This is a genomic window from Paenibacillus sp. J45TS6 (genome assembly GCF_018403285.1).
GTDB lineage: Bacteria > Bacillota > Bacilli > Paenibacillales > Paenibacillaceae > Paenibacillus.
In genome coordinates, this window is the sequence record NZ_BOSJ01000004.1 from 170,077 (window position 1) to 182,586 (window position 12,510).

Annotated in this window: 11 protein-coding genes and 1 riboswitch; of the genes, 8 read left to right on the forward strand and 3 right to left on the reverse strand. The window is 41.8% G+C overall.

The genetic code is table 11. The features are described from left to right. Positions 1–59 precede the first annotated feature (59 nt). The 4 genes from KJS58_RS07990 to KJS58_RS08005 all read left to right on the forward strand — a co-directional run bounded on the left by KJS58_RS07990 (position 60) and on the right by KJS58_RS08005 (position 3,864). The gene (locus tag KJS58_RS07990) at positions 60–959 is read left to right on the forward strand and encodes a 5'-3' exonuclease (protein WP_283771256.1); all 900 of its coding nucleotides are present in this window, start codon (positions 60–62) and stop codon (positions 957–959) included. Positions 960–1,123: 164 nt separating this feature from the next. Then, a complete protein-coding gene (locus tag KJS58_RS07995) occupies positions 1,124–1,795 on the forward strand; it encodes an MOSC domain-containing protein (RefSeq protein WP_249717026.1) in 672 nt (223 codons plus the stop codon). Positions 1,796–1,817: 22 nt separating this feature from the next. After that, positions 1,818–2,699 (forward strand): ROK family protein, encoded by an 882-nt coding sequence (locus KJS58_RS08000; RefSeq protein ID WP_332083510.1) that lies wholly within the window; start codon positions 1,818–1,820, stop codon positions 2,697–2,699. 160 nt (positions 2,700–2,859) lie between these two features. Beyond that, positions 2,860–3,864, forward strand: a complete 1,005-nt coding sequence (locus tag KJS58_RS08005; protein WP_213532023.1) for an HRDC domain-containing protein — start codon at positions 2,860–2,862, stop codon at positions 3,862–3,864. 176 nt (positions 3,865–4,040) lie between these two features. On the opposite strand, the gene corA is transcribed toward KJS58_RS08005, so the two are convergent. Beyond that, positions 4,041–4,976 (reverse strand): magnesium/cobalt transporter CorA, encoded by a 936-nt coding sequence (gene corA, locus KJS58_RS08010; RefSeq protein WP_213532024.1) that lies wholly within the window; start codon positions 4,974–4,976, stop codon positions 4,041–4,043. 429 nt (positions 4,977–5,405) lie between these two features. Beyond that, positions 5,406–5,536: riboswitch (SAM riboswitch) on the forward strand. Positions 5,537–5,682: 146 nt separating this feature from the next. Between corA and metA the strand changes: the two genes are divergently transcribed. The 4 genes from metA (at position 5,683) to mqnC (ending at position 10,248) form a co-directional block, all read left to right on the forward strand. Then, entirely contained in the window at positions 5,683–6,600 is a 918-nt protein-coding gene (gene metA / locus KJS58_RS08015) for a homoserine O-acetyltransferase MetA (protein ID WP_213532025.1), read from the forward strand. Positions 6,601–6,628: 28 nt separating this feature from the next. Further along, positions 6,629–7,813: an aminotransferase class I/II-fold pyridoxal phosphate-dependent enzyme gene (locus KJS58_RS08020; RefSeq protein WP_213532026.1), complete on the forward strand. Its 1,185-nt coding sequence runs from the start codon at positions 6,629–6,631 to the stop codon at positions 7,811–7,813. Further along, positions 7,806–8,978 carry an aminotransferase class I/II-fold pyridoxal phosphate-dependent enzyme gene (locus KJS58_RS08025; protein WP_249717028.1) on the forward strand — a complete coding sequence of 391 codons (1,173 nt, stop codon included), beginning with the start codon at positions 7,806–7,808 and terminating at the stop codon, positions 8,976–8,978. The genes KJS58_RS08020 and KJS58_RS08025 overlap by 8 nt, the downstream gene beginning before the upstream one ends. Before the next feature lie 130 nt (positions 8,979–9,108). Further along, the gene (gene mqnC / locus KJS58_RS08030) at positions 9,109–10,248 is read left to right on the forward strand and encodes a cyclic dehypoxanthinyl futalosine synthase (protein ID WP_213532028.1); all 1,140 of its coding nucleotides are present in this window, start codon (positions 9,109–9,111) and stop codon (positions 10,246–10,248) included. A gap of 92 nt (positions 10,249–10,340) precedes the next feature. Here the strand turns inward: mqnC and KJS58_RS08035 are convergent, their stop codons facing one another. Then, positions 10,341–11,222: a YitT family protein gene (locus tag KJS58_RS08035; protein WP_213532029.1), complete on the reverse strand. Its 882-nt coding sequence runs from the start codon at positions 11,220–11,222 to the stop codon at positions 10,341–10,343. Between the two features lie 36 nt (positions 11,223–11,258). Continuing rightward, a complete protein-coding gene (locus KJS58_RS08040) occupies positions 11,259–12,506 on the reverse strand; it encodes a cation:proton antiporter (protein ID WP_213532238.1) in 1,248 nt (415 codons plus the stop codon). Positions 12,507–12,510: the final 4 nt, after the last annotated feature.

Genomic DNA, 12,510 nt, shown 5'->3' on the forward strand with positions numbered 1-12,510 from the left:
GTGCTATAATACAGGTATTATAAATATAGGTATGGAATAGAACAGGAGCGTTATCATAAGTGAGTAATGAAACAAAAGAACAACAATCGGTACTGATCGTTGACGGTATGGCCGTCTTATTTCGTGCGTATTTTGCTACAGCTGCAGGCGGGTATATTCGTCGTACGAAGGATGGGCTGGCTACGAATGCAGTTTATGGCTTTATTCGTTATTTTTGGGATGCAGTTCAGACGTTTAACCCGACACATGTGGTATGTTGCTGGGATTTAGGTGGAGGAACTTTCCGAGGCGAGCATTATGCGGCATATAAGGGGAATCGTCCGGAAGCGCCGGAAGATTTAATTCCTCAGTTTACAATGATTCAAGAAGTAATGGAAAGTCTCGGCATTCCAAACATTAGTGCTCCAGGTTATGAAGCTGACGATTGTATTGGAACGTTAAGTCGTTTATATAGCGAAGATCTTGGTATGAATGTGATGATTCTATCTGGAGATCACGATCTTCTTCAGCTTGTGAACGATCGTACCAGTGTGATTATAATGAAAAAAGGGCATGGTAATTATAAAGTATACACTCCTGATTCCTTATATGAGGAGAAGGGGCTGCGTCCTCGTCAAATCATTGATATGAAGGGGCTCATGGGAGATGCAAGCGATAATTATCCAGGCGTTCGGGGGATTGGCGAAAAAACAGCGATGAAGCTTGTTCAAGAGTATGAATCCATTGAAGGGATTCTTGAACATCTGGATGAACTTAGTCCTTCTATTCGCAAGAAGATTGAGAATGACATGGATATGTTACATCTATCTCGTAAACTGGCAGAGATCCATTTGGAAGTTCCCGTTGCTTGTTCTCTTGAAAGTTGTGTTCTAAGTTTAGATCATCATCAGGTTATTGCGAAATTTGAAGAACTTGAAATGAAAAGTTTGTGCTCACTGATCGGGGTTGCGATTAGTTAAAGATAGAATGAAAGATACGGAAGATTGATTTCCGTATCTTTTTTTTGTGTATTTAGGCATTGACCTAAAACCGATTTCGGGCGATGATTAGATAAAGCCGGATACTAACCTTATAAAGCGATGATAGAACTTCTTGGTATCTAGAAAAAGTGGAGGCGTTACCATTGAATGATATAGAGTCAGTTTCATATCGGATCGTATCTCTAAACGTTGGAACCAAGAAACGGATGAAAAGCGGCAGGCAAGAATTTTATTCAGCCATCGATAAACATCCTGTTTCAGATCGTATATATTTATCAAAAACAGGGTTTGCTCGTGATGAACAGGCCGATCTGATACACCATGGAGGCGTAGATAAGGCCGTGTGTGTATTCGACTATCTTGCTTACCCTTCGTACGAAGCTTTTTTGGGACAAAACTTGCAGCCAGGCGCGTTTGGCGAGAATATTACGGTATCCGGCTGCAGTGAGCAGGACACATATATCGGTGATATATGGAAGCTTGGAGAAGCAACAGTACAAGTGAGTCAGCCGCGCGAACCTTGTTTTAAACTAGGTGTGAAATACAATGCTAAGGAGCTTCCTTTGAAGTTTCAAACGACTGGGATTACAGGGTACTATTTTCGAGTACTAGAAGAAGGATATGTATCAGCTGAGAGTGAACTTATTCTGTGTTCGCGAGCAGCTAACAGTGTAAGTGTAATGGAAGCAAACTACATTATGCATCAGAATAAAGATGATTTTCATGCGATACATAAGCTTCTTTCTGTGGATTCTCTATCAGCGAGCTGGAAATCCACACTGACAAAAAGAATGGAAAAGCGAAAACTCAACTAGAATGATTCGAAAGGGTGTTAATGTGCGAGTATTAGGTGCTATTGAAGCTGGTGGAACAAAGTTTGTATGCGGGATCGGTAATGAACAGGGTGAAATTTTTGAAAGAGTTAGTTTTCCGACGACAACCCCTGAAGAAACGATGGCCCAAGTTATTGCTTTTTTTGAAGGCAAGAAATTCGATGCACTTGGTGTAGGCTCCTTCGGGCCAATCGATCCGATTAAGAATAGTCCTACATATGGACATATTACAACAACGCCTAAACCGTTTTGGGGCGGTTATGACATGATTGGCAAGCTAAAAGAACATTTTGATGTACCTATGAATTTCGATACGGATGTAAATGGAGCTGCACTTGGTGAGTACACTTGGGGCGCTGCAAAGGGATTAGACAGCTGTATTTACATCACTGTCGGTACAGGAATCGGAGCAGGAGCCGTTGTTGGAGGACAACTGGTTCATGGTCTATCTCATCCAGAAATGGGACATATCAGTGTAAGACGCCATCCGAATGATACCTTTGAAGGCTTCTGTCCATTTCATGGTGATTGTCTTGAAGGGATGGCAGCCGGGCCTGCGATCCTTAAACGCTGGGGAAAAGCTGGTGTGGAACTACCGACCGATCATCCTGCTTGGGAGATGGAAGCTTATTATTTGGCTCAAGCTTTGGTCAATTATGTACTTATTCTTTCACCGCAAAAGATTATTATGGGCGGCGGTGTAATGAAGCAGGAGCAATTGTTCCCTGAGATTAGACGCCAGTTGAAGACACTCTTAGGAGGATATGTACAACATTCGAGTATTACCGAGCACATCGATCAATATGTCGTGTATCCGGAACTCGGAGACAATGCTGGTATTTGCGGTTCACTCGCTCTTGCGAAGCTGGCTTTAGAAGAACAATAAAATTAAGATTGAAATTACTTACATTTATGGTATAGTATTTGGTAACAGAACAGCGCGGAGTTACATGAGGAAGCACCTCTCTCACATGGATATGTGAGAGAGGTGCTTTTTTGCGTGTTACTTTTGTACTGCCTGATTTTGAGAGGAGGCTGGCAAGAAAATGAACATTGTATTTATGAATCAATTATCTGTAACATCAGAGCAAAGCGGGGCAAAGTATGCACAACTATGGATAGGGGAAGAAGAAGACTTGTGGCAGCTTGGCTGGAGCAGTATGAATACGGGGGAAGAACAGGTTGATATTTGGTATGAAGGCGGTTCTTGGAATGAGATGATGCATATCTATCGTTTTCAGCTGGCAATCAAGATGAGTGAAGGCTACAGGCCGCTTATTGAGGGTATATTTCATGAAACCGAAGATGTGAAACAGCGTAATCAGCATACGCAGAAACTGCAATGTTATAGCGAACTTTATAGTCGTGAAGAATTATATCAAGCTTTATGTATATGGCGGAGAAAGAAAGCATCAACGGAGCGCAAAGCGCCTTATTTTATCGCGAGTAATCGATTGCTGCGGATGATTAGCACCTTTGTGCCTCATAATTTGGAAGAATTGCGGGAATTACCTGGTGTAGGCGAGAATAAGTTGGCCGAATATGGCCAGGAGTTGCTGGAAATCACCACAAAAGAAACGAGAGAACATGGTTTCCCACTAAATTGGGTAGTTACAGAGCTCACGGAAGAAGAATATGAGTCATGGAATTATAGGCAAAAAGAGCAAAAGTATAAACAGGAGCTGGAAAAATTCAATCTGAAGAAATCAGTTCTAACAGGTATAGCAGATGGTCAGTCTCTTGATGATCTCAGTGCTTCTACAGGTCTGAACCGCAGAGAACTAGTTGATTTTCTGGAGGAACTTGAAAAGAGTGGCTATGATACAGAGATGCTGATCGCAAAAGAACTGACATGGATGACAGATGATGAGCAAGAGCTGATCTGGAATGCTTATGATGAGCTTGGAACAAGCTTTTTAAAACCCGTACTACACCGAGTATATGGTGAAGATCCTGCAGGAGCGGGACCACTTGATCAATTGTATGAGCGGCTGCGTATCGTTCGTATTCGTTACCGAAGACAGACCGAAACAAGCAAACAGGTTGGATAAAAGGAGGAAGGTCACAATACATAATAACTTCTGTATATAACTCAGTCTATGATGTGAAAAGGCAGGGTGGATTATATAGCAAAGGTTCCTCCATATAAATGAAGGAACCTTGTTATATATGATATTTCCATGAAGATTAAATGAAGATCTAGTGAAAATACACTCACTAAAAATCTCTAAATCCAATCTTTTTTACGGAAAATAAGGTACATCGTGATCCCAAGCGCTGCTATAATCCCAATGACTATAAAATATGAATATTTATAATCTAGCTCAGGCATATTCTTGAAATTCATTCCATAGATCCCGGTAATCAGTGTCAGCGGCATAAATACGGTAGTTATGGCCGTAAACACACGCATGATCTCATTGGCCCGGTTGGAAATACTCGATTGATAAGCTTCTCGTAAGTTACCCATCAAATCCCGATAAGTATCAAATGTTTCTGATATTTTCACCGCATTCTCATAGATATCACTAAAGTATTTTTGCAATTGATCATCAATGAGACGCAGATCCTTTTTATTAAGTGTATTAATGACTTCTTTTTGAGGACCAAGCCCCTTCTTGAGCCATAAAATCTCACTTCTGAGACCTATAATTTCATTCAGATGACTTTTCTTGGTATGCATTAAAATATCTTCTTCGAGCTTTTCAATTCTTGCTTCGAGCCGGTCACCTACTGTGAAATAGTTATCTACAATGGAATCAATAAGCAGGTATAAGAAACGATCGGGTGAATTTACTTCCTGCTCCCAGAGGATCGGTTTCAGTGTTCGCAGTTCATTTACTTTCTGCTTCGTTACCGTAATAATATAATGTCTACCGAGGAAAACGTTGACCGCACGTAAAAATATTTCCTCGTCATCAAAACGGATACTATTCACTACGATAAAATAATGACTTTCATAAATTTCGAGCTTCGGACGCTGCTCTTCATCACTCAGACAGTCTTCTACAGCAAGATCATGCATGTGAAATATAGGTTGAAGAATGGCGAGATCGTCTACATCCGCATCGATCCAATAAAAGCCTTCTTCAGGTGGAGTCAGTGTATCTTCAATATGATCAAGCGAAGTGAAAACTCCTTGGTTAACATATCTAATCTTCATTTGAACCACTCCTTAAGTAAACTCCCGGAATTTAAGCGGGACAAGCTGAATAACTAAGGAATGTGAACATCAGTGCCGACAAAAGGTACAAAGAGGGCAAACATCAGAAATTACGCGTCCCGTTAGCCGGCAAGCTGATGGTACATCCTATGCTGTTATAATCATTCGGCTGCCAGTCAGGCCTCGGGTCGCCGTCCATTTTTGTCACCCCATTATGTTTAAATTGACACTGATTCTTAGTATAACGTGCTATATTTCAGCAATCAAGATAAAATGTTTATGACATATCTTATGTCCGGATTTTCATAGAGGTGACTTGTTTTTTAAGTAACGTTATAAATCCAGTTCTTGACGGAAACCTACCTCTTGCTATAGAGTAATGGTAACAATTAGTGAATTGTTCTTTATTGTAAAATTGAATACAGCGAAATCTTATCAAGAGTGGTGGAGGGACTGGCCCTTAGAAGCCACAGCAACCGGCGAGCGATCGCACGGTGCTAATTCTTGCTATTTAAGTTATATGCCGATTGTGGACTATAACTTGAATTGAGAGATGAGAGAGGAGCATTACCGTATACGGATCAACGGCCTTTCTCAAGTGTAATGGGATAGGTCGTTTTTTTTTATCTTCCGTGGGAATAAATTCGCTTCCTTACGAACCTCTCACTCTATTAACCAACAAAACGTTTTTAAGGAGGAACTACCCTTGCCCATTAAAATCCCTGATACTTTACCAGCTAAAGAAATCCTCGCAGGTGAGAATATTTTTGTTATGGATGAAACGCATGCTTTCAAACAGGACATTCGCCCTTTACGTATTGGTATTCTCAATTTGATGCCTACGAAAGAGACAACGGAGACCCAGTTACTCCGGCTCATTGGCAATACACCTCTTCAAGTGGATGTAATTTTAATTCATCCAAAATCGCATGTTTCAAAAAACACGTCTCAAGAATATCTCGATATGTTTTACAAAACGTTTGATGAAGTAAAGGATCTGCGCTTCGATGGACTGATCATTACGGGGGCCCCGGTAGAACAGATGGAATTTGAAGAAGTAACATATTGGGAAGAAATTCAGCAGATTTTTAACTGGTCCAAAACGAATGTGACTTCCACGATGCATATCTGTTGGGCTTCACAAGCAGGGCTTTATCATCATTTTAATGTACCCAAAGTGTCACTTCCTGAAAAATGCTTTGGTGTGTTTCCACACACGTTAAGTAAATCACATGTAAAACTCCTTCGAGGATTTGATGAGTTATTCCTTGCTCCGCATTCTCGTCATACCGAAGTACGCCGAGAAGATATAGATAAAGTGGCTGGGCTTGATATTTTAGCAGAGTCGGAAGAAGCCGGAGTATATATTGTGGCTAGCGAGGATGGAAAACAAATTTTTGTTACAGGGCATTCCGAATATGATCCGTTATCCTTAAAGTGGGAATATGACCGCGATAAGGAGAGAGGATTAGATGTGAAACTGCCTAATAACTATTTTCCGAATGATGACCCAAGCAAGGTACCGTTGTCCAGCTGGAGAGCACATGCAAACTTATTGTTCTCGAACTGGCTTAACTACTATGTTTACCAAGCAACACCCTATGACCTTGAAACACAAAACTAGTCTATGTATATAAGGGGGACATCACATTATGGAAAACAAGCTGAAATTAGAAAGTAAGCTCGCACAAATAGGATCCGTTAAAGAACCTGTAACTGGAGCGGTTAATTTTCCAATCTATCAATCGACTGCATTTAGACATCCTGAACTGGGAAAAAGCACGGGATTTGATTACATACGTACGACAAACCCAACTCGAAAAGTACTGGAAGAAGCTGCAGCTGAACTGGAATCGGGGGATGCAGGTTTTGCCTGCAGTTCTGGTATGGCAGCCATCATGACGATTTTCGCTAAGTTTGGGCAAGGGGACCACCTGATCATTTCACTTGATCTATATGGAGGAACATATCGTCTTGTGGAGCGAATCCTTGCTAAGAATGGAATTACAGCAAGCTATGTAGATACGAACGATTTAGAGGCCCTTGAGAAGGTGCGCCAGGAAAATACAAAAGCGATTTTTATTGAAACTCCAACGAACCCACTAATGATGATCACGGATATTAAAGAAGTCTGTACATGGGCTAGAAAACACGAAATTTTGACCATTGTAGATAATACGCTGCTTACTCCATTTTTCCAGCGTCCGCTTGAACTTGGTGCGGATATCGTAATGCATAGTGCTACTAAATATCTTGGTGGACATAACGATGTACTGGCTGGTCTTATTGTCACGAAAGGCAAAGAAATCTCGGAAGAGATCGCTTTTCTCCATAATTCGATAGGGGCCGTGTTATCTCCGAGCGATAGTTACCAGTTAATGCGGGGAATGAAGACGCTTGCGCTGCGTATGGAACGCCACGAATATAATGCAACAAAGGTAGCTGAATTTTTGCTGTCCCATGAACTGATTACAGATGTTTATTACCCTGCCTTGCCGGATCACCCGTCTTATGAAGTCCAAAAAAGACAGTCTAGTGGAAATACAGGCATCCTGTCTTTTAAAGTGAAAGACGCTCGTTATGTGGAGCCCATTCTAAGACATATCAAACTCATTGCCTTTGCAGAAAGTTTGGGCGGGGTAGAGTCACTAATGACGTACCCTGTGGTGCAGACTCATGCGGATATTCCAGTCGAGATTCGTAATGCAGTAGGCCTCGATGATCGGCTGCTGCGCTTCTCTGTTGGAATTGAACATATTGATGATATTATTCAGGACTTACATGCTGCATTTCACGAGGCAGCTTTAGAGCTGGAAGGAAGTGTTGTTCGTGGCTAATAAAAAAGAAGACCAGCCTAACGATTATAAATTCGATACAAAATTGCTGCATTTTGGATCAGAGATCGATGAGACAACCGGCGCATCCAGTGTGCCTATATATCAAGCATCCACGTTCCACCATCATGATATTTTCTCGCCGCCAACTCATGATTACAGCCGTTCAGGCAATCCAACGCGGCAGGCGCTCGAAGATTATATCGCTCTTCTAGAGGGAGGAGTACGTGGTTTTGCTTATTCTTCGGGAATGGCTGCCATTTCAAGTTCTCTTATGATTCTGTCTGCAGGTGATCATATTATCGCCACAGAAGATGTGTACGGCGGAACATACCGCTTGCTAAGCAGCATTCTTACTCGGATGAATATTGAGACTACGTTCGTAGATATGACGGATCTAGCAAATGTAAAAGCCGCTTACCGTCCAAATACAAAAGCCGTATATATGGAAACACCCTCAAATCCGACACTGCGTATTACAGATGTAGCAGGCATTACCGAATGGGCGAAGGAAAAGGGTCTTCTGACGCTGCTTGATAATACGTTCATGACACCTTATTACCAAAAGCCGATTGAGCAAGGAGTAGACATTGTACTCCATAGTGCGACTAAATTCCTTGGTGGACACAGCGATGTACTAGCGGGGCTTGCTGTAGCAAGAACAGAAGCGATTGGAACGCAGCTGAAGCAGCTTCAAAATGGACTTGGTACTGTACTTGGCGCCCAAGAATCCTGGCTGCTCATGAGAGGGATGAAAACGCTTGGCGCTCGTATGGCTCATTCCGAGATCAGTGCGACGAAACTTGCAGCTTGGCTTACGAACCGCTCTGACATTCCTGCTGTATACTATCCGGGACTACTTCATCACCCAGGACGAGAAGTGCACGAGAAACAGTCTACTGGCTACGGTGCAGTGGTATCATTTGATGTAGGTTCAGGAGACCGAGCGAAAGCCGTCCTCAATAAAGTTCGCTTGCCTCTTGTTGCCGTAAGTCTGGGTTCAGTTGAGAGTATCTTGTCCTATCCTGCAATGATGTCTCATGCAGCGATGCCGAAAGACTTTAGACTAGAGCGAGGAATAACAGATGGTCTGCTTCGTTTCTCCGTTGGACTTGAAGATATTGATGATTTAATTGCCGATTTAGATCAGGCATTATCTAACACATAACATAAGATTTTTATTCTCAAAAGAAGCATGCTAGCATAAGGTGCTTCTTTTCACATGTATCATATGTTACGATATAAAAGACAATATTTGATATTATTGTTACATTTCTAACGATAAGGGAGGCTGCCGTATGAGTGCGGTGAACCATATCTTAAATAAAGCGTTGAACGGAGAGCGTTTGAATGTAGAAGACGCTATTGCTTTGTTTGAATCTGATGAAGTTGAAAAAATCGGTGAAGCAGCTAATGTGATTATGAAGCGGATGCATCCCGAACCAATTACCACTTTTGTTATTGGCAGAAATATAAACTACACAAATGTGTGTGACGTATACTGTCGTTTTTGTGCGTTCTATCGCAGACCAGGCTCTGATGAAGGTTATGTGTTACCGGATGAGCTCATTTTCCAAAAAATCAAGGAAACAGAAGATGTAGGCGGAACTGAAATCCTGATGCAGGGTGGTACCAATCCGAATTTACCATTCAGTTACTACACTGATTTGCTTCGCGGTATTAAGGAACGATTCCCTAATATTACGATGCATTCTTTCTCACCAGCCGAGATTATGAAGATGAAAGAAGTATCGGACGGACTTTCTCTAGAAGAAGTGGTGCGTCAAATTCATGAAGCCGGACTTGATTCGCTTCCAGGCGGGGGCGCTGAGATCCTCGATGATCGGACACGCCGCAAAATCAGTCGTCAAAAAGGCTCATGGCGTGACTGGATGGACGTGATGCAAACCGCGCACCGTATTGGTATGAATACAACGGCTACGATGGTTATTGGTTTTGGCGAAACGATGGAAGAGAGAGCTTTACATTTACAGCGTGTACGTGATGCTCAAGATGAATGTATTCAGAACGGATATGATTCGGAAGGATTCCTTGCGTTTATTCCATGGACTTTCCAGCCGGACAACACAAACCTTAAAAAAGAGCGTCAAACACCAGAAGCGTACCTAAAAACAGTAGCAATTAGTCGTTTGTTCCTCGATAATATCAAGAACATTCAGTCTTCATGGGTAACGATGGGACCTGAGGTAGGTAAACTTTCGCTTCGATATGGATGTAATGACTTTGGCAGTACGATGATTGAAGAGAATGTAGTGTCTGCTGCGGGTGCAACCCATAAAGTTAATATTCATTCCATTCTGGATTTGATTCGTGAAACAGGCAATATTCCTGCTCAGCGAAATACGAAATACGAAATTCTTCGTGTTTTTGATGAATCGGATCGTGCGGTTGTGAATGATTTTGTTATGCAGAACTAATTTTCCTTATATAAAATAAAGCGTACAAGCATAGTAGATATGCTTGATGTGAATAGGAAAAAAACCTTGGACTTCAAAGTCCAAGGTTTTTTTTATAACCGGTTCATATCTCTATCGAATAGAATGCTAGCATGCGGATCGATAGAACGAACGATATATTTGATTCGGCGGGATTCAAATAGATGTATTTTGTAATATAGTACAGGTAGTGTTCCCCATGGCTCGGAGCCAAGTGTTGTCTCTTCTATTCTGTCAACAGATGCTTCGGGATCACGGTGTAACCGAGTCTTAATGGACTCCTCAATTCGTGTTTTCTCGGCACTTACGATACAGATCTTTCGATTAAAGGTATATCCTCTCAAAGAAAAGTGAACACCTTCAAATGCAATCAGATAGGCGATGATGGAATACATCGCTTGCTGCATCCCAAGTGTAACTCCCGCAGCGGTAAGCACAACCAAGTTCACCAGCATAATGACTCGTTCTAATCGATATTTAGATCGATGATTATAGGAGTGATCCATCGGCCGGATCGTCAGTGTATCAAGCGTACCACCTTCATATAACACCATCCCAATTCCGATTCCAAGGAACAACCCACCGCAAGCCGCGGCAAGCAGTGGATGTTCAATAAGAGCAGGAAAGGAATGCAGCATGAGAGAGCTAAGTGAAAGAACAACGAGTCCAAGAACCGTTAGGATTGCATATTGCCTCTGTACTCTTCGGTAAGAAAGAAGTATAAATGGCAAGTTGAACAAAAATAAGAAAAGTCCTAATCGCATCTCAGTTTGATAGGCGAACATGGCTGAAATTCCGGTTACACCGCCGATGATGAGTTGATTCGGATGTAAAAATAGCTCAAGCCCAATAGAAGCAAGAATTCCCCCAAGAATAACAAATAGTAATTTCTTTATCCATATTCGGTAGGATAGTTTGGCTGATGAGGAAAGAACGGAGTGTGGAGATTGATTCATCTTTGTTCCTCCTTTTCCTACATATTTGCGAATCCTTTATTTATTATCTATAGGTTTTTCTTTTAACACTTTAGGTTTTGGTTTCTTCTTGTTGTCTTCAAATTTAAATAGTTTATTAAGTCCACGGTAGATATGTTTCGATTCTTTCGTAAGCAGTGGTCCTAAGATCGCCAGAATCAAAACGTATATAGCAGCGAAAGGCTGGATAATCAGCATGAGTCCGCCAGCTTGAGCCATGTTCGCGAGAATAATAGAAAATTCACCGCGCGATACGATCGTAAGACCGATATTCGAGGAGGCTTTCGTCGAAAGTCCTGCACTTCGTCCCGCAAGCATTCCGGCTACGAAGTTACCAATTAGAGTAACAACGACCGCAATCAGAGCCAGCCAAACGGCTTCTCCACCGAGCGACAAAGGATCAATTGATAATCCGAAGCTGAAGAAGAATATGGCACCAAAGAAATCTTTGAATGGCATAATTAAATGTTCGATACGCTTCGCGTGAGTTGTTTCTGCAAGAACCAGTCCCACGAGAAGAGCACCGATTGCTTCAGCAACGTGAATCGTTTCAGAGAACCCTGCTACGAGGAATAAAGAACCGAAGATAACAAGACCAAACAACTCATTATTACGAATATTAAGCAATTTATTAAGCAAAGGAACGAGTTTGCGTCCTACAATAATGACGATAAGCATGTAACCAAGTGCAATCAGTGCACTTAAAATGACACCGCCGACCGAAGAAGAATCGCTGAGAACAAGTCCTGAAAGAATGGAAATGTATACAGCAAGGAACACATCTTCAAACATAATAATTCCAAGAATCATTTCTGTTTCAGGATTAGCGGTCCTTTTCAGATCAACTAATACTTTCGCTACAATGGCACTAGACGAAATCGTCGTAATCCCTGCAATAACCAGTACTTCTGCGATCGGAAATCCTGACATAAATCCTAGCAAAAGTCCAAGCGTAAAGTTAATCCCTAAATATATACTTCCACCAACTACAATCGATTTTCCTGATTTAATCAATCGTCCGACTGAGAATTCAAGTCCTAGATAAAAGAGCAAGAAGAGCACGCCTATACGACCAAGGAATGAAATAAAAGGCTCGCTCTCAATAAAACGAAAATCAAGATGCCATATCTGTGCGGCATGCGGTCCTACTGCCATACCAATCAAAATATAGAAAGGGATGACAGAAAAACGCAATTTTGAAGAAATCAGTCCGGCTGCCGCGATGAGTGCAATTGCCAAACCGACTTCAAGTACTAAATGATCCATCGGT

Coding starts and splice junctions, on each gene's coding strand:
- KJS58_RS08035 (WP_213532029.1), bottom strand. CDS start 11,222: ATGAATCAATCTCCACACTCCGTTCTTTCCTCATCAGCCAAACTATCC.
- corA (WP_213532024.1), bottom strand. CDS start 4,976: ATGAAGATTAGATATGTTAACCAAGGAGTTTTCACTTCGCTTGATCAT.
- KJS58_RS08005 (WP_213532023.1), top strand. CDS start 2,860: ATGAACATTGTATTTATGAATCAATTATCTGTAACATCAGAGCAAAGC.
- KJS58_RS08040 (WP_213532238.1), bottom strand. CDS start 12,506: ATGGATCATTTAGTACTTGAAGTCGGTTTGGCAATTGCACTCATCGCG.
- KJS58_RS08020 (WP_213532026.1), top strand. CDS start 6,629: ATGGAAAACAAGCTGAAATTAGAAAGTAAGCTCGCACAAATAGGATCC.
- mqnC (WP_213532028.1), top strand. CDS start 9,109: ATGAGTGCGGTGAACCATATCTTAAATAAAGCGTTGAACGGAGAGCGT.